This is a genomic window from Aeromonas sp. sia0103, assembly GCF_963895295.1.
Taxonomy (GTDB): Bacteria; Pseudomonadota; Gammaproteobacteria; order Enterobacterales; family Aeromonadaceae; genus Aeromonas; species Aeromonas encheleia.
The window spans coordinates 285,600-302,810 of sequence record NZ_CAWQKG010000055.1 but is presented as its reverse complement, the minus strand read 5'-3'; the positions used below and the strand labels follow the sequence as shown (position 1 = coordinate 302,810).

General features: G+C 64.2%; 18 protein-coding genes and 1 pseudogene. 12 read left to right on the top strand and 7 right to left on the bottom strand.

Features of this window, described 5'->3' with window-relative positions; translation table 11 throughout:
* Positions 1-29 precede the first annotated feature (29 nt).
* Together rpiA and serA are read left to right on the top strand one after the other, a co-directional pair.
* Positions 30-683: a ribose-5-phosphate isomerase RpiA gene (gene rpiA / locus AACW18_RS17445; RefSeq protein WP_042654699.1), complete on the top strand. Its 654-nt coding sequence runs from the start codon at positions 30-32 to the stop codon at positions 681-683.
* Between the two features lie 209 nt (positions 684-892).
* Positions 893-2,125, top strand: coding sequence for a phosphoglycerate dehydrogenase (gene serA / locus AACW18_RS17440; RefSeq protein ID WP_042654698.1), 1,233 nt, complete (start codon positions 893-895; stop codon positions 2,123-2,125).
* Between the two features lie 85 nt (positions 2,126-2,210).
* On the opposite strand, the gene AACW18_RS17435 is transcribed toward serA, so the two are convergent.
* Positions 2,211-2,591, bottom strand: coding sequence for a diacylglycerol kinase (locus tag AACW18_RS17435; RefSeq protein ID WP_218389364.1), 381 nt, complete (start codon positions 2,589-2,591; stop codon positions 2,211-2,213).
* Positions 2,592-2,733: 142 nt separating this feature from the next.
* Here AACW18_RS17435 and AACW18_RS17430 point away from each other — a divergent pair, with 142 nt between their 5' ends.
* Positions 2,734-3,801, top strand: a complete 1,068-nt coding sequence (locus AACW18_RS17430; RefSeq protein ID WP_218389363.1) for a 3-deoxy-7-phosphoheptulonate synthase — start codon at positions 2,734-2,736, stop codon at positions 3,799-3,801.
* A 14-nt stretch (positions 3,802-3,815) separates the two neighbouring features.
* Positions 3,816-3,929: pseudogene (locus AACW18_RS21530) on the top strand (3-deoxy-7-phosphoheptulonate synthase); the annotation flags it as partial.
* Positions 3,930-4,307: 378 nt separating this feature from the next.
* Here the strand turns inward: AACW18_RS21530 and AACW18_RS17425 are convergent.
* The 3 genes from AACW18_RS17425 to AACW18_RS17415 form a co-directional block, all read right to left on the bottom strand.
* The gene (locus tag AACW18_RS17425; RefSeq protein WP_218389362.1) at positions 4,308-5,087 is read right to left on the bottom strand and encodes an ATP-binding cassette domain-containing protein; all 780 of its coding nucleotides are present in this window, start codon (positions 5,085-5,087) and stop codon (positions 4,308-4,310) included.
* Positions 5,074-6,075, bottom strand: a complete 1,002-nt coding sequence (btuC, locus tag AACW18_RS17420) for a vitamin B12 ABC transporter permease BtuC (RefSeq protein WP_042654694.1) — start codon at positions 6,073-6,075, stop codon at positions 5,074-5,076. The genes AACW18_RS17425 and btuC overlap by 14 nt, the downstream gene beginning before the upstream one ends.
* A gap of 87 nt (positions 6,076-6,162) precedes the next feature.
* Positions 6,163-6,894, bottom strand: a complete 732-nt coding sequence (locus tag AACW18_RS17415; RefSeq protein ID WP_218291889.1) for a substrate-binding periplasmic protein — start codon at positions 6,892-6,894, stop codon at positions 6,163-6,165.
* A 112-nt stretch (positions 6,895-7,006) separates the two neighbouring features.
* On the opposite strand from AACW18_RS17415, the gene AACW18_RS17410 reads away from it, so the two are divergent.
* The 3 genes from AACW18_RS17410 (at position 7,007) to glgC (ending at position 10,089) form a co-directional block, all read left to right on the top strand.
* Positions 7,007-7,363 (top strand): DMT family protein, encoded by a 357-nt coding sequence (locus AACW18_RS17410; RefSeq protein ID WP_042654692.1) that lies wholly within the window; start codon positions 7,007-7,009, stop codon positions 7,361-7,363.
* Between the two features lie 58 nt (positions 7,364-7,421).
* Positions 7,422-8,561 (top strand): type IVa pilus ATPase TapW, encoded by a 1,140-nt coding sequence (gene tapW / locus AACW18_RS17405; RefSeq protein ID WP_042654691.1) that lies wholly within the window; start codon positions 7,422-7,424, stop codon positions 8,559-8,561.
* A 256-nt stretch (positions 8,562-8,817) separates the two neighbouring features.
* The gene (gene glgC / locus AACW18_RS17400) at positions 8,818-10,089 is read left to right on the top strand and encodes a glucose-1-phosphate adenylyltransferase (protein ID WP_218389361.1); all 1,272 of its coding nucleotides are present in this window, start codon (positions 8,818-8,820) and stop codon (positions 10,087-10,089) included.
* 93 nt (positions 10,090-10,182) lie between these two features.
* Here the strand turns inward: glgC and AACW18_RS17395 are convergent, their stop codons facing one another.
* From AACW18_RS17395 to AACW18_RS17385, 3 genes are read right to left on the bottom strand one after another with little or no spacing between them, the layout of a single operon-like run.
* Positions 10,183-10,425 (bottom strand): FeoC-like transcriptional regulator, encoded by a 243-nt coding sequence (locus tag AACW18_RS17395; protein WP_042654689.1) that lies wholly within the window; start codon positions 10,423-10,425, stop codon positions 10,183-10,185.
* Positions 10,426-10,462: 37 nt separating this feature from the next.
* Positions 10,463-12,733 (bottom strand): Fe(2+) transporter permease subunit FeoB, encoded by a 2,271-nt coding sequence (feoB, locus tag AACW18_RS17390; RefSeq protein ID WP_218389360.1) that lies wholly within the window; start codon positions 12,731-12,733, stop codon positions 10,463-10,465.
* Positions 12,730-12,957 carry a FeoA family protein gene (locus AACW18_RS17385; protein ID WP_042654687.1) on the bottom strand — a complete coding sequence of 76 codons (228 nt, stop codon included), beginning with the start codon at positions 12,955-12,957 and terminating at the stop codon, positions 12,730-12,732. Before AACW18_RS17385 ends, feoB begins: the two co-directional genes overlap by 4 nt.
* Before the next feature lie 119 nt (positions 12,958-13,076).
* On the opposite strand from AACW18_RS17385, the gene AACW18_RS17380 reads away from it, so the two are divergent.
* From AACW18_RS17380 to AACW18_RS17360, 5 genes are all read left to right on the top strand, one after another.
* On the top strand, positions 13,077-13,406 hold the full coding sequence (locus AACW18_RS17380; RefSeq protein ID WP_042654686.1) for a translation initiation factor: 330 nt from the start codon (positions 13,077-13,079) through the stop codon (positions 13,404-13,406).
* 248 nt (positions 13,407-13,654) lie between these two features.
* A complete protein-coding gene (locus AACW18_RS17375; protein ID WP_042654685.1) occupies positions 13,655-14,212 on the top strand; it encodes a TMEM165/GDT1 family protein in 558 nt (185 codons plus the stop codon).
* A 238-nt stretch (positions 14,213-14,450) separates the two neighbouring features.
* Entirely contained in the window at positions 14,451-15,389 is a 939-nt protein-coding gene (locus AACW18_RS17370; protein ID WP_218389359.1) for a DUF2157 domain-containing protein, read from the top strand.
* Between the two features lie 98 nt (positions 15,390-15,487).
* The gene (locus AACW18_RS17365; protein WP_042654683.1) at positions 15,488-16,495 is read left to right on the top strand and encodes a DUF4401 domain-containing protein; all 1,008 of its coding nucleotides are present in this window, start codon (positions 15,488-15,490) and stop codon (positions 16,493-16,495) included.
* On the top strand, positions 16,492-16,992 hold the full coding sequence (locus AACW18_RS17360) for a GDYXXLXY domain-containing protein (protein WP_218389358.1): 501 nt from the start codon (positions 16,492-16,494) through the stop codon (positions 16,990-16,992). Before AACW18_RS17365 ends, AACW18_RS17360 begins: the two co-directional genes overlap by 4 nt.
* Positions 16,993-17,211 lie beyond the last annotated feature (219 nt).

The window sequence follows — 17,211 nt, the reverse complement described above, 5'->3', positions numbered from 1 at the left end:
TGCGCCCGCTTTTTCCATAAGGATCCATCATGACTCAAGATGAAATGAAGAAGGCGGCCGGTTGGGCTGCGCTCAAATACGTGATTCCCGGCACCATAGTCGGGGTCGGCACCGGCTCTACCGTCAATCACTTCATCGACGCACTGGCGACCATGAAGGACGAGATCAAGGGCGCGGTATCGAGCTCGGTTGCCTCCACCGAGCGCCTCAAGGGTCTCGGCATCACCGTCTATGACCTCAACGACATCGATGCCCTCAGCGTCTACGTGGATGGCGCCGACGAGATCAACGCCAGCCGCGACATGATCAAGGGCGGCGGCGCGGCCCTGACCCGCGAGAAGATAGTGGCGGCCGTGGCCGACAAGTTCATCTGCATCATCGACAACACCAAGACGGTCGAGGTGCTCGGCACCTTCCCGCTGCCGGTGGAAGTGATCCCCATGGCCCGCGAATACGTGTCCCGCGAGATCAAGAAGCTTGGCGGCAATCCTGTGTGGCGCGAAGGGGTGGTCACCGACAACGGCAACATCATCCTGGACGTCAAGGGCATGGCCATCGAAGATGCCAAGGGGCTGGAAGTTCAGCTCAACGGCATAGTGGGCGTGGTCACCAATGGTCTGTTCGCCCACCGTGGCGCGGACGTGGTGTTGATTGGCACCCCGGATGGGGTTGTGACCCAATAATCACAGCGTGAATGGATGACGGCGCCCGATGGCGCCGTTTCTATTTATGGCTCAACAAGTTGCCCGTCCCCGTCTACAACAAACGTTGAAAACTTCAAAGAATTTGACTTTCGTCACAAATATTCCCTCTCCCACACGTTTTTGCTACTTTACGGTTTTCTTCACACGCCATATCCGCACTCATTCTTTGCACATATAGAGGGATCGTCATGACTGCCAAGTTTTCGCTGGAAAAGGACAAAATCAAGGTACTGCTGCTGGAGGGAGTCCATCCCAACACGGTAGAGACCTTCCGTGCAGCCGGTTACACCAGTGTGGAATATCTCAAGACTTCCCTGTCGGAAGAGGATCTGATCGAGCGCATTCGTGACGTACACTTCGTCGGCCTGCGCTCGCGCACCCAGCTCACCGAGAAGGTGCTGGATGCCGCCGGCAAGCTGGTCGCCATCGGCTGCTTCTGCATCGGCACCAACCAGGTTGCGCTCGACGCCGCCCATGTGCGTGGCATTCCGGTGTTCAACGCCCCCTTCTCCAACACCCGCTCCGTGGCCGAACTGGTGCTGGGAGAGATCCTGCTGCTGCTGCGCGGCATCCCGGAGAAAAATGCCAAGTGCCATCGCGGCGTGTGGGAGAAGCTCGCCAACCGTTCGGTGGAGGCCCGTGGCAAGAAGCTCGGCATCATCGGCTACGGCCACATCGGCACCCAGCTTGGCATCATCGCCGAGATGATCGGCATGAAGGTCTACTACTACGACATCGAGAACAAACTTTCCCTCGGCAACGCCATCCAGGTGCCAAATATGGTGGAGCTGCTCAACATGTCTGACGTCATCAGTCTGCACGTGCCTGAGACTGCCTCCACCAAGGATCTGATCGGTGCCGAGCAGCTGCGCATGATGAAACCGGGCGCCATCTTCATCAACGCCTCCCGCGGCACCGTGGTGGACATCGAGGCCCTGGCCGACGTCATCAAGAGCGGCCATCTCTCCGGCGCCGCCATCGACGTCTTCCCGAGCGAGCCCAAGTCCAATGACGAGGAGTTCCTGACCCCGCTGCGCGGCCTGGACAACGTGATCCTGACCCCCCACATCGGCGGTTCGACCCAGGAAGCGCAGGAGAACATCGGGCTAGAGGTGGCCAACAAGCTGGTCAAGTACTCCGACAACGGCTCCACCCTCTCCGCCGTCAACTTCCCGGAAGTCTCACTGCCGGGTCACAAGGGCTCCAGCCGGCTGCTGCACATCCACCGCAACCAGCCGGGCGTCATGAACCAGATCAACCAGATCTTCGCCGAAGAGGGGATCAACATCGCCGGTCAGTACCTGCAGACCAGCAGCCACATCGGTTACGTGGTGATCGATGTGGAGACGGAGCACAGCGAGAAGGCGCTCGCCAAGCTCAAGGAGATCAACGGCACCATCCGTGCCCGGATCCTGCATTGATGGCCTGAGCCCCTGCGCTCAGCCAACAAAAAGCCCGTCTCGATGACGGGCTTTTTTCATGTCAGGAGGAAGCTTGCTTCGCAAGCTACCACCAGCCGAGCAGATTGCGTCCCACCAGCGCGCCCCACACCAGGGCATTCAAGCCTAAGGCGATGAAGACGGCGGCGGAGCCGAGATCCTTGGCACGCCCCGACAGCTCGTGGTGCTCGGAGCCGATGCGGTCCACCACCGCCTCGATGGCGGAGTTGAGCACCTCGACGATCACCACCAGCCAGCTGATGACGATAAGCAGCAGGATCTGATTGAGGGAGTCCCCGAGCCAGCAGGCCAGCGGCATCAACAGCAGCACAAGCACCAGCTCCTGGCGGAAGGCGGCCTCGTTGATCCAGGCCGACTTGAGCCCTTTCATGCTGTAACCGGTTGCATTGATGACGCGGGTAACCCCGGTCGCGCCTGGCTTTGCCACGATAACTACCTCATTTGGAATGGCTTTCGGGCCCACATCCTAACAGAGCCCGCCAAGGTTTCCATCCGGCGTGTTTTGCTTTATTTTATCCCCTTGCATTTTTGGCATCCCTATCCACGCCACCACCCGAGAATTGAGTCGTATGTCCATTCACACCGATGAATTGCGCACCCGCCGTCTGGAGTCTTTGATCACTCCGAGCGAACTCGCGCACGCCTTCCCGATCAACGACCGCATTGCCCAGAACCTGCTGGATGCCCGCCGCGATGTAGAAGCCATTCTGGCCGGTGAGGATCAGCGCCTGCTGGTCATCGTCGGCCCCTGCTCCATCCACGACCCGGCCGCCGCCCGCGAATACGCCCAGCGCCTCAACCAGCTGCGCGAGCAATACAAGGCGAGCCTCTGCATCGTCATGCGCACCTATTTCGAGAAGCCGCGCACCATAGTCGGCTGGAAGGGGCTGATCAACGATCCGCGCCTCGACGGCAGCTTCGACGTCAACTCGGGGCTGAAACTGGCCCGCCAGCTGCTGGTGGACATCAACGCTATGGGCATGCCCACCGCCACCGAATTCCTCGACATGGTGACCGGCCAGTACATCAGCGACCTCATCACCTGGGGCGCCATTGGCGCACGCACCACCGAATCCCAGGTGCACCGCGAGATGGCCTCCGCCCTCTCCTGCCCGGTCGGCTTCAAGAACGGCACCGACGGCAACACCCGCATCGCCATCGATGCGGTGCGCGCCGCCCGCCACAGCCACATCTTCTATTCCCCGGACAAGGACGGCAAGATGACCATCTACCGCACCGCCGGCAACCCCTATGGCCACGTGATCCTGCGTGGCGGCCACAGGCCGAACTACGACACTGCCAGCGTCGACGAGGCCTGCGAGGCCCTGGCCGATGTCGGCCTGCCCGAGCGGCTGGTGGTGGACTTCAGCCACGGCAACAGCATGAAGGATCACCGCCGTCAGTTGCTGGTGGCGCAGGACATCTGCGATCAGCTGCGCCGTGGCCGCACCGGCATCGCCGGCATCATGGCCGAGAGCTTCCTGGTGGAAGGGCGTCAGGACGTGGAGAATGGCTGCGCCGCCACCTTCGGCCAGAGCATCACCGATGCCTGCTTATCGTGGGATGACACCGAGACCCTGCTGGCCATGCTGGCAGAAGCGGCGCAGGTACGGTTGAACAAAGCAAACCTGCGGTAACGGCTGCGTCATCCACCTGCGGCCAGAGCATCACCGATGCCTGCCTGTCGTGGACCGACACCGAGACCCTGCTGGCCATGCTGGCCGAAGCCGCACAGGTACGGCTGAGCAAAGCAAACCTGCGGTAACGGCTGCGTCATCCACCTGCGGCCAGAGCATCACCGATGCCTGTCTATCTTGCGTGGAACGACACCGAGACCCTGCTGGCCATGCTGGCCGAAGCGGCGCAGGTACGGTTGAGCAAGCATTCAAGCTAAGCAAGCGGCTCAATACGAAAGGGCCAGGCATCATAGATGCCTGGCCCTTTCTCTTTTCCGGCTCACCTCACCGCAAGCTCTCGCTGCGGCGTGAAGCTGCTGTCGTCATTGTCGTAGGGTGGGCGTAACCCACCACTCGTACCTGTTTTGCCCGGCGAACCTAGATACATTGGACTTCGCTGTCGACCGACGTTGGGCTTCGCGGTTAATCAACGTTGGGCTCAGCACCAACCTACGCCAAGCCACTCCTCACAGGCTCGGCATAAACCAGACCCGGCCACCGGCCTCGATGCGATCCGTCCTTATCTGGAACACCCGCTCCAGCAGGGCCTCGTCGATAAGCTCTATTCCCCCCTCGCTCACCAGCCGCCCCTGCTGCAAACAGAGGATCCGATCCGCCCAGTCGATGGCCAGGTTGATGTCGTGGATGGCGAGCACCACCAGCAAGCCCTGCCGGGCCAGGCTCTTGAGCAGCCGCAGCAGCGCCAGCTGATGATGCAGATCCAGCCCCGCCAGCGGCTCGTCCAGCAGCAGTATCCGCCCATCCGGGTTGAGGCTGGGCCACAGCTGCAGCAGGGTGCGGGCGATCAGCACCCGCTGCTGCTCGCCGCCGGAGAGGCAGCTGAAGTCTCGTGCCAGCAGCGCCTCCAGTTCGAGCGCCTCGCACAGGCTCGCCACCGCCCGGTTGCGCACCTCGGGCTCAGTACCTTCATCCAGCCCCAGGCTCAGCACCTGGAACACCGGAATGTGGAACAGCTGGGGCTGGCGCTGGGGCAGCATGGCGCGGCGCCTGGCCAGCTCGGGCCAGCTCAGGGTGGCGATCGCCTCCCCGCCGAGCCGCACCGTGCCCTCGGCGGGCAGTATGCCGGCCAGGGCGCCGAGCAGGGTCGACTTGCCGCTGCCGTTGGGGCCGAGCAGGGCCACCAGCTGACCGCCTTGCCAGTCGAGATCGAGCGGCGCCAGACGCGCGGGAATACTGAGGCCTCGTGCCTCGAGCAGGGAGGATCCAGCCAGATCAGGCATCGGCATCTTGCCTCAGTAGCAGGTAGATAAAGAGCGGGGCCCCGACCGAGGCGGTGATGACGCCGATGGGCAGCTCGCCGGCGCTCAGCACCGAGCGGGCCAGCAGATCGGCGCCGAGCAGCAGGGCGCCGCCCCCCAGCGCCGAGGCGGGCAGCAGGAAGCGCTGATCGCTGCCGCCGCACAGCCGCAGCAGATGGGGCACCACCAGGCCGACGAAGCCGATGACGCCGCACAGGGAGACCGCGAGGCCGGTGAGCAGGCAGACCGCCAGCACCAGTCGCACCCGCACCCTGTCCACATCCAGCCCCATCAGCCGCGCCTGGGCCTCCCCCAGCAGCAGCTGTTGCAGGGCCCGCCCCTGCCAACAGAGCCAGCCGAGGGTCAGCGGCAGCACCAGCCACCACCAGGCCAGCTGCTGGCTGCCATAGGAGAGGCTGCCCATCATCCAGAACATGAACTCGCGCAGGGAGCCATCGTCGGCGAAGTACATCAGCCAGGTCATGGCGGCGTTGGTGAGGATGCCGATGGCGACCCCGAACAGCAGTAATTTGGTGTGGCCTAGCCTGGCCCGCCGCGCCAGCCGGATCAACAGCATGGTCACCAGCAGGGCGCCGCCGAAGGCGGCCAGCGACAGTCCCCAGCCCGGCAGGTAGACGCCGAGGGATTTCGCCACCGCCATCGCCACCATGGCCGCGAGTCCGGCCCCGCTCGACACGCCGAGCAGGCCGGGCTCGGCCACCGGATTGTGCAGCATCACCTGCAGCACGGCGCCGCCACAGGCGAGCGCCGCCCCCGCCAGCAGGGCCAGCAGGGCCCGCGGCAGGCGCAACTCCAGCAGGATGCGCTGCTCCAGCTCACCCAGAGGGTGCCAGGGCAGCAGCAGGAATTCCCCCCAGGCGAGGGAGAGCAGGAACAGCGACAGAACGAGCAGCGACAGGACGAGCAGCCAGCGGCGCTGCCAGCGCTGCTGGCGATGGACGAGAGCGAGATACACAGGGGATCCCCGGAGTGAGACAAGGGCCGGCCCCGAGTCGGGAGCCAGCGCGAAAGGTGCATGATAACAGCGAGTTGCCACCCGAGGTCAAGGATGGTAAGCCCGTGCCAGCGCCTCTATCTCGCCGCTGGCGATCATCTGCTGCAGCGCCAGCGCCAGCGGCTGCCTGAGGGGTTGATGGGGTGAGTGCTTGCTCATCCCCAGATAGAGCATCACAGGGTGCGGCGGGCGATAGGCCGCCTTGATGAGGCCGGCCTCGTTGTGCTGGCGCAGGGCATAGTCCACCTGGCAGTCGGTACCTATCATCAGCGGCAGGTGGCCGCGCGCCACCATGCGCAGCAGCTGATCCTCGGTCGGCACCCCGTGCTTGTCGAGCCGCTCGTCACCGTCGAAGGCGGCGAAATAGGCGGAGTTGAGCACATAGCCCACCTCCTGCCCCTGCAGATCGTCGTAGCGGTGCAGGGCGGAGACCGCCGCGGCCTTGCCGTAAAACGCCGGGCGACACTGATAGTAGGCCGGTTGCAGGTAGTCGATGAAGGCGGCCCGCTCCCGGGTATGAGCCAGCCCTATCATCAGGTCGGCCTGACCGCTCTGCATCTGCTTGAGGGCCCGTCCCCAGGGCACCCGCTTGATCTCGAGCCGGATGCCGCTGCGGGCCTGCAACTGGCGCAGGATATCGATATCCAGGCCCTGGAATTCCCCATCCTGGCCGAGCATGCGAAACGGCGGCCAGACGTCGGTCGCCACCGTCAGCGTCGGCGCTCCCTGCGCCAGGCAACTAAACAGCAGACCAAGCACTCCCCAGCTTGCCTTGCCCATCCCTGTCCAACCTTTGTTGTGCCATCTTTGTGAGCTAAAAATACCCCTTGGCCCCACTTATGGAAACCCGCAAAGAAGAGATAAAATGCGATTGATTTTAAAGGAGAACCTAATGAACCCAATCATCACCAGCATAGGCCTGCTGATCTGCAGCAACGTCTTCATGACCTTCGCCTGGTATGCCCATCTCAAGAGCATGAATCACAAACCCTGGATCATCGCCGCCTTGGTGAGCTGGGGCATCGCGCTGTTCGAGTACCTGTTGCAGGTGCCCGCCAACCGCATCGGCCACACTGTGCTGACGGTCGGCCAGCTCAAGATACTGCAGGAGGTGATCACCCTGACGGTCTTCGTCCCCTTCTCCATCTTCTATCTGAAAGAGGACCTGAAGTGGGACTATCTCTGGGCCGGGCTCTGCATCCTGGGGGCGGTGTTTTTTGTGTTTCGCGAGAAACTCACCGGTGCCTGACGCTATACACTCAACCACATCGATAACCACCGCATCCCTTTGAGCGACGAGGCAAAACATGGAATTGCGAGACATGCTACAGACGCTGGCCAGCCAGGATGGCTCAGACCTCTACCTCTCCACCGGCGCGCCGCCCTGCGCCAAGTTCAACGGCGCCCTGCGCCCCCTGAGCGAGACCAGCCTGGAGCCGGGTGAGGTGGCCAGGATCGCCGCCGATCTCATGGACTCGGAGCAGAAGCAGCAGTTCGAGAAGGAGCTGGAGATGAATCTCGCCATCTCCCTGCCCCAGATAGGGCGCTTTCGGATCAACATCTTCAAGCAGCGCAACGAGGTCTCCCTGGTGGCGCGCAACATCAAGACCGAGATCCCGCGCTTCGAGGATCTCAAGCTGCCCCCTGTGCTGCTCGACACCATCATGGAGAAACGCGGCCTGGTGCTGTTCGTCGGCGGCACCGGCTCCGGCAAGTCCACCTCGCTGGCGGCGCTGATCGACCATCGCAACCGCAACCACAGCGGCCACATCATCACCATCGAGGATCCGGTGGAGTTCGTCCATCGCCACCGCAAGAGCATCATCAACCAGCGGGAGGTGGGGGTGGATACCCGCAGCTTCCATGCCGCGCTGAAGAACACCCTGCGCCAGGCACCGGATGTGATCCTGATCGGCGAGATCCGCGACCGCGAGACCATGGAGCATGCGCTGGCCTTCTCCGAGACCGGGCACCTCGCCATCTCCACCCTGCACGCCAACAACGCCAACCAGGCGCTGGATCGCATCATCAACTTCTTCCCGGAGGAGCGCCGCCCCCAACTGCTCAACGATCTGGGCAACAACCTCAAGGCGTTCGTCTCCCAGCGGCTGGTGAAGACCACGGATGGCGGCCGGCGGGCGGCGGTGGAGGTCATGCTCGGCACCCACACCATCCGTGACCTCATCAAGCGTGGCGAGTTTGGCAGCCTCAAGGAGATCATGGAGAAATCAAGGGCGCTCGGCATGGTCACCTTCGACAGTACCCTGTTCGATCTGGTGGTCGAGGGGGTGATCGACGAGGAGGAGGCGGTGAAGAACGCCGACTCGGCCAACAACTTGCGCCTCAAGATCAAGCTGTGGCAGGAGAAGGGCTCCCTCGCCAACAGCGCGGATGCCAGCGGCTGGAGTCTGGAGCCCACCAAGGATGACAAGGACGAGCTGTTCTAGTCAGGAACTGCCCCTCCCCCGTGAACACATAGCCGCCATGACGGCTATGTGTTCAAGCGCGGCTGACCCCCCTACTCTACGCACACTCCGCCGCGCCCCATACGACCACTGGGCGCACAACCCCCCTCTCGGCAGTGTCGCCCGCTCACATAAATGACAAAAAAATCAATTTGAATCCCGAGCTCGCATGAAAGCCCTTTCGCGTAGGCTTCAAAGGAGGCACAATCAAGGGGATATATCAACAAAGGGGTACTCGATGTTGTTACAACCTGCCAATACAGCAAAATCCAGACAGCTGCTGAACGAGACCATGGCCCTGGTTCTCGCAGGAGGGCGGGGCAGTCGCCTCAAGCAGTTGACCGACAACAGGGCGAAACCGGCGGTGCACTTCGGCGGCAAGTTCCGCATCATCGATTTCGTGCTCTCCAACTGCATCAACTCCGGCATCCGCCGGGTCGGCGTGGTCACCCAGTACAAGTCCCACAGCCTGCTGCGTCACCTGCAATCGGGCTGGTCCTTCCTGCGCTACCAGATGAACGAGTTCATCGACCTGCTCCCCGCCCAGCAGCGGGTGGATGAGGTCAACTGGTATCGCGGCACCGCCGATGCGGTCTATCAGAACCTGGACATCATTCGCGATCACGGCCCCAAATACGTGGTGGTGCTGGCGGGGGATCACATCTACAAGATGGACTACGCCGCCATGCTGCTCGATCACGTCAACCTGGGTGCCAGGGTGACGGTGGCCTGCATCGAGGTGCCCCGCCAGGAGGCGAGCGCCTTCGGCGTGATGGCGGTGGATGAGGATCGCAAGATCCACGCCTTCGTCGAGAAACCCGCCGACCCACCCGCCATGCCCGGCAAGGCCGACACCGCGCTGGCCTCCATGGGGGTCTACATCTTCGAGGCCGAGTATCTCTACCAATTGCTGGAAGAGGATCTCGCCAACGACGACTCCCACCACGATTTTGGCATGGACGTGATCCCGCGGGTGGTCAAGGAGGGCACCGCCTATGCCCATCCGTTCAGCATGTCCTGCGTCGGCTGCTGTCAGCAAAAAAAACCCTACTGGCGGGATGTGGGCACGGTGGATTCCTTCTGGGAGGCGAACATGGATCTCGCCTCGGTGACCCCGGAGCTCGATATCTACGATCAGGAGTGGCCCATCTGGACCAGCCAGAAGATGACGCCCCCCGCCAAGTTCGTGCAGGATCAGAACGGCCAGCACGGCATGACCATCAACTCCCTGTTCTCCGGCGGCACCATCGTCAGCGGCTCCTTCATCGTGAGCTCGGTGTTGTTCACCAACGTGCGGGTCGACTCCTTCTGCACCCTGGATCAGGCGGTGATCTTCCCCGGGGTCGAGATAGGGGCCGGTTGCCGGCTGCGCCGGGTGGTGATCGACAAGGGCTGCAAGCTGCCGGATGGGCTGGTGGTGGGGGAAAACGCCTGCGAAGATGCCCGCCGCTTCCACCGCTCAGAGCAGGGCATAGTGCTGGTCACCCAGGAGATGCTGGCCGCGCTGTGAGCCCGGGCCGCCCTCCGGGCACGGCACGAAAACAAAAAGGACCCGCCATCGGCGGGTCCTTTTTTACTGATGAAGCGCGCAGATGTTCGGGGATCAGCACCGCTGGATCAGGCCGATCCGGCCGGGTTCACACCACTCGAACATCACCTCCAGGCTCTTGCCGCAGCAGCTGCCGCCGCACTGCTGGCTCTCCTGCTTGGTGACGCGCCCCTTGCGCATCCAGACCCCGAGCATGGCCTCTACCGCATCTTCCGAGGTGTGGAAGTGGCGAGCCAGCTCCCGTCGGCTCACCCTCTTCTGGGTCGCCAGGTAGTCCCCCAGCTCTCGCAATATCATGGCTGCACCTCCCGTCGACAAGCCAAACCACACGCCATCACAGGGCCACCACCTTGCGGGCGACTATGTCACCGTGGCGCCGGCCGACCCACCACAGCAGCAGCAGGGAGAGGCCGTAGCTGGCGATCCAGAGCAGGCTCTGCTCGGGGTGGTCGGCGAAGGTGGCCGCCTGGTAGAAGACGGTGGCGCACAGGAAGGCCATGTAGTTGCACCAGGCGGCGGTGAACAGGGCCCACTGGCGGCCGGTCTCCCGCACCAGGGCGCCCATGGCGGCGGCGCAAGGCATGTAGAGCAGCACGAACAGCAGGTAGGCGAAGGCACCGGCGGCGCCGTCGAAGTGGGTCTGCATGTTGCCGTAGGTGGAGGTGTCGACCTCCTGCGCCTGCGCGGCGGCCTGCTGATCCTCCAGCTCGCCGACCTTGAGCCCCATGGGATCGGTCGGGTCTATGTCCGCCAGGTTGGCGGGGATGGTGGCGAGCGCCTCCTGCAGGCTGCCCAGCAGGGAGTATTCCGCCGCCTCCTCGTCATCGCCGCCGCCGGCATAGAGGCTGTTGAGGGTCGCGACCACGGCCTCCTTGGCGAAGATGCCGGTCAGGATGCCGACCGTGGCCTGCCAGTTCTCTTCCCGCACGCCTATAGGGTGCAGCACCGGGGTCACCGCCTGGCTGAGCTTGCTCAGCACTGAGCGCTCCTGATCCTGGTTGCCGAAGCTGCCGTCTGTCCCCAGAGAATTGAGCACGCTCAGCACGGCCACCATCAGCACTATGGTCTTGCCCGCCCCGAAGATGAACGCCTTGAGCTTCTGCCAGGTGCGGATCCCCACGTCCACCGGACGGGGCCACTCGTAGTCCGGCATCTCCATCACCAGGGAGTCGCTCTTGCCCGGCAGCAGGGTGCTGCGCAGCAGCAAGCCGGTGAGCACCGCCACCAGGATGCCGATGAGGTAGAGACCGAACACCAGGTTCTGGCCGGATGCCGGGAAGAAGGCCACCGCGAACAGGGCATAGACCGGCAGACGGGCGCCACAGGACATGAACGGCGCCATGGTCGTGGTCATCAACCGCTCCCGCTCCGAGTTGAGGGTGCGGGTGGCCATCACCGCCGGCACGGTGCAGCCAAAGCCCATCAGCATGGGCACGAAGGCCTTGCCGGGCAGGCCGAGGCGACGCATCAGGGCATCCACCACGAAGGCGGCGCGGGCCAGGTAGCCGGAGCTCTCCAGCACCGCCAGGAACAGGAACAGGCAGCCCACCACCGGGATGAAGGTGGCCACCGTCTGCAGGCCGGCGCCTATGCCGTCCGCCAGCACGGCCCCCAGCCAGTCGGGGGCCGCGACCAGCCCCAGCAGGTGGTGCACCCCGTCCACGAACAGGGCGCCCCCCATGATGTCGAAGAAGTCGATGAAGGCGCTGCCCACCTTGATGGCGAACATGAACATCAGGTACATCACCAGCAGGAAGAAGGGGATGCCGACCCAGCGGTTCAGCAGCACCCGATCCAGCCGCTCGCTCTGGGCTATGGTGAGCCTGCCCTTCTGCTGGCAGGCCTGCTGGCTCCAGTGATGGATGTGGCCGTAGCGCAGATCCGCCAGCTGCAGGTCGATGTCCTGGGTATGATGGGCCCGCTTGACCAGGTTGCCGGCCGCGGCCTGCTGGCCCGGCAGCAGGGTCTCCTGCATGATGTCATCTTCCTCCAGCAGGCGCAGGGCGCGACCGCGCGAGGCGAGGTGATGGGGGGCGAGCAGGCTCTCCAGCTCGGCGATGTCATGCTCCAGCGGCTGGCCATAATCGAGCACCAGGGCGGGTTGCGCCTGACCGATGAACTGGTGGATCTGCGCCTTGAAGGCCGCCACCTGCTGGCGGTTGTGGGCCGACAGCGACACCACGGGGCAGCCGAGCGCCTGGCTGAGCAGCCCCTCGTCTATGGTGACCCGGCGCTTTTGCAGCAGATCCATCTTGTTGAGCACCACCACCATGGGCAGGCCCAGCTCCCGCAGTTGCAGGGTGAGGTAGAGGGAACGCTCCAGATTGGCGGCGTCGATGACGTTGAGCAGCAGATCCGGCTGCTGGCCCTGCACGAAGCGGCTGGCGATCTGCTCGTCCAGGCTCGCCTCCTGGTTGGCCAGGGCATAGATGCCGGGCAAGTCCATCAGCTGATAGTCATGACCGGCGGCGGAGAACTCGCCCATCTTCTTGTCGACCGTGACCCCGCTCCAGTTGCCCACCTGCTGGCGGGAGCCGGTCAGGGCGTTGAACAGGGAGGTCTTGCCGCTGTTGGGGTTACCGACGGTTACCAGGGAGTAGCTCATACCGGCTCGACCTCGATCTGCTGCGCAAGGCTCTTCTGCATGGAGAGACAGATGCCCTGGCACTGGATCTGGAGCGGGTCACCCAGCGGCGCCGCCCGCAGGTAGATGACTTCCGTCTGGGGCAGCAGGCCCATCACCATCAGCTTGCGGCGCAAGGCGCGGCCAAGATGGTTCATGTTCTTGATGCGAGCACTCTGCCCCGGCGACAACTGCGTGAGTACCATGACTGACCCCTGAAGTTAAATAACAATGATTCTCTTTTGATACGGCATTATAAGCTGGGTCTTCAACCACAATTTGCGTAAAATCAAACTTTGCTCAGCTAACCCAGACAAGAAATGCCATGACTCCAGACAACAACAGCCGCCTGGTCTACAGCACGGACGGCGGCATGATCAAGGAACAAGCCTCGGTCCAGAGCGCCTCCCCCTTCCCCATCGACGGCACCGTGCGCATCAGACGCGAGACCAAGGGACGCAAGGGCGCCGGCGTCATCACCATCCATGGGGTGCCCGCCGACCAGCAAAAAACCATCGCCACCCTGCTCAAGAAGAAGTGCGGCACCGGCGGCGGGCTGAAGGACGGCATCATCGAGATCCAGGGTGACAAGCGGGAGCTTATCAAGGCCGAGCTGGAGAAGGCCGGCTTCGGCGTCAAGCTGGTGGGTGGTTAATTCCTCCTTGTTTCCCCTGCGCTTTTTCCCTAGAATGCCCGCTCCCATCGAGGGGGAGTAGTCTCGCCGCGGCGCCCCAAATGCCGCGCGCGATCCTGATCAACATACTTGGTGCCAACTCACCATGGTCAGGATGATCCGGGCAATGCCGGATTTGACAAGACCTTTGACGGGCCAGTGCCAATACCGGGGACGGATGGCGCAGGCTTGTCTCTGGTTTATAACAATTCCGTCCCCCGGTTATTTTTATGGAAGCCTTGTTAACCTCAACCCTCAGCGTGGCCATCGCCGAAATCGGCGACAAGACCCAACTGCTGGCGTTACTGCTCATCTGTCGTTTTCGCAAACCCTGGCCCATCATCGCCGGCATGCTGGTGGCTACCCTGCTCAACCATGCGGGCGCGGCCTGGATAGGCGGGTTCATCAGCAACTGGCTGGATCCCAAGATCATGACCTACCTGGTAGCGGCAGCCTTCATCGCCATGGCGGTCTGGATCCTGGTGCCGGACAAGATGGACGACGAGGAGAGTTCCCTCGACAAGTACGGCCCCTTCATGGCCACCTTCGTGCTGTTCTTCATCGCCGAGATCGGCGACAAGACCCAGATAGCTACAGTACTGCTGGCGGCCAAGTACGACTCCCTGACCCAGGTCATCGCCGGCACCACCCTCGGCATGATGCTGGCGAACGTGCCCGTGGTGCTGCTCGGCAAGCTCGGCGCCGACAAGCTGCCGCTCAAGGGGATCCGCATCGCCTGCGCCATCCTCTTCGTGGGGCTGGGGATCAGCACCCTGCTGTTCGTCTGATCGGCATCGGCCCAAGGCGCCGGGGTCGGCGTGAGCACTGACCCAGAACGCCTGCACGCCGCCAAGACATAGCCAGCCCCCTGGCATCATCGAGCCCCCTCCTCAGGTCGGGGCTTTTTTTGTGCCCTCGTGACCGCAGGCCCTTGTCGCACCCGCCCAGGCGGGGCCTGCCCCGGGCCGCGGCGCCGTGCCATAATGCGTCAAACCCCGGTTTCGACCTGCTTTCAGGAGCCTTGCCATGCACCCCACCTCAAGACAGACGCTACTCGACTGGGTCAGACGCGGCCGCCTCGCCCCGGCCAACCTGCCGGCGGCCCTGGCCCTGCTGGAGCTGCCCCCCGCCAGCGCGCGCTGGCAGTGGCTGTTCGATCGCCTGCTGCTCTGGCTCGGCAGCCTCTGCCTCGGCGCCGGGCTGGTGTTCTTCGTCGCCTTCAACTGGCAGGAGCTGGGCCGCCTGTCCCGCCTCGCCCTGCTGGAGCTGCCCCTGCTCGCCATGCTGGTGCTGCTGTGGCGCAAGCCGCTGGCGGACACCCCGCGCCAGGCCCTGCTGCTGGCCGTGGCGCTCAACATCGGCGCCCTGCTGGCCCTGGTGGGCCAGACCTACCAGACCGGCGCCGATCCCTGGCAGCTGTTTGCCACCTGGACCCTGCTGCTGATGCCGCTGGCCGCCCTCGGCCGGAGCCCCTTGCTCTGGACCCTCTGCTGGCTGCTCGGCCAGCTGGCGCTGGTGCTCTACTGGCGGCTCGGCCTGTTCGACTTCTTCTTCGCCTTCGATGAGGAGGCGCTCGGCTGGAGCCTCACCCTGTTCAACGCCGCCCTCTGGGGCGCACTCCTGCTGGTGCCCGCCCGCTTCAGGCTGATGCCCTCCTGGCTGCCGGGCCTGGCCGCCGGGCTCGGCGTCACCCTGCTGGCGCTGCTGTCGCTGTTCGAGGCCGCCTCCCCCTGGGTCTGGCCGCTCTGGCTCGGCTGGCTGATCGCGGCCTATGCGCGCTGGCACGGTCGTTTCATCGCCGGGCTCGCCATGGGATGCCTGAGCCTCATCACCGTCATCCTGGCGGCCCTTGGCAAGTGGATGGAGCCCGATGTGAACGGCTTCCTGCTGCTGAGCCTCATCGCCATCGGCCTCTCTGTCATGGCCAGCCGCTGGCTGCAACAACAACGGAGGTCCCATGCCTGAGCCGATCCTCTGGTCACCCCTGCTGGCCATCCCATCTCATCGCCATCGGACTTTCATGGTCATGGCCAACCGCTGGTTGCAACAACAACGGAGGTCCCATGTCTGAGCTGACTCCCTGGCAGCGGCTGCTGGCCGCCAGTCTGGTCGAGGGTGAGGCGCCCCTCGATGAGCAGCCCCACTGGTCGAGCCGCTTCCTGCTCGGCATAGTCGGCTGGCTGGCCGCGCTCTTCCTGCTGTTCTTCCTGTTTATGGCCTTCGAGGGTGTCATCCGGGAGGCCGACCATGCCCTGGCGATGGGCGCCATCCTGATGGCCGCCGCCCTCGGGCTCAATCGCAAGGCCAGCCGCGGCGATCTCTGGGATCAGTTCGTGCTGGCGCTGGCGCTGGCCGCCGATGCCTGGCTGCTCTATGGCCTCATCGACCGGGTCGATCTGCACTCGGCCATCCTCTGGCTCGGCCTCTGCGCCCTCTCCCTAGGGATCGCCGCCCTGTTCGAGCACTGGTTGATCCGGCTGTTTCACAGCTTCGCCGCCGCCATCCTGCTCACGCTGGGGCTGGCCTGCCTCGGTCTGCAACTGCTGGCCCTGCCGCTGGTGATGGCGGTGCTCACCGCCTGCTGGCTGCTGGCCGAACGCCAACCCAGCCGTCACCAGCTCTATGAGTCCCTCACCCTGGGGCTGGCGCTCTCCCTGCTGGTGCTGGGCCGGCTGCATCATCCGCTGTGGGACGGGGGCGCCAGCATGCTCGACGAGCTGGGCCACTCCCGCCTGCCACTCTGGATCAACCCCCTGCTCTGCGCCGCCCTGCTGCTCGGAGTCATGGTCCGGCTGAAGCTGCCGCTGCTGTATGGCCTGCCGCTGGTGCTGATCAGCGCCCTCATTCCCGGCATGGGGGCCGGTGCCCTGGTGCTGGTGCTCGGCTTCTACGCCGGCAGCCTGGGGCTGATGACGCTGGCGGGCCTGCTGCTGCTCGGCTTTGGCTCCCTCTATTACTACGATCTGGGGCTGACCCTGATGACCAAATCCTGGCTGCTGCTGGGCTCGGGCGCCCTGCTGCTCGGCGCCCGCCAGTTGTTGAAAATCCTCGGCAAGGAGATCCCCTCATGAGACGACTCGCCCTCCTGCTGACCGGCCTCGCCATCCTGGCGGGCATCAACTTCACCGTCTGGCGCTACGAGCACGCCATGCGCAGCGGCGAGGTGGTACTGCTCCGGCTGGCGCCGGTCGATCCCCGCTCCCTGATGCAGGGGGACTACATGCGCCTCAACTACGAGCTCGCCCGCCAGCTGGGGAGCCTGACGCAAGACGCGGCCCCGGCGACCGACACCCTGGTGATCCGGCTCGATGAGCATCAGGTGGCGCACTGGGTGGCCGATGGCAACCCCGAGGCCCCCACCCGGGATCAGCGCCTGTTGCAGGTCCGCCGGCAGCACAACCAGTGGTGGATAGGGCCGGATGCCTTCTTCTTCGAGGAGGGCAGCGGCGCCCAGTACGAGGCGGCCCGCTACGGCGAGTTCCGGCTGCAGACCGATGGCAAGACGCTGCTGGTGGGATTGCGTGACGAGGAGTTCAACCCCATAGGCCGCACCCGCTCGACCTGGTGAACGGCGGGAACCCCTGACGAGGCAGGAGAAGGCGCCCCGCCTAGGCTCCCGGCCGGGATAAACCGGCCAACGGTGCTCGGGGCCGGCTGCCCCGGCTGCGGCTGGCGAAACCCCGCGACTCGGCGACACTTGAAGCGAACCACACGTAGCAGGAGGGCCGGGATGAGAACATGGATGCCAGTTGCCGCGCGCGCCGCCACACTTTCTGCCGCCCTCTCG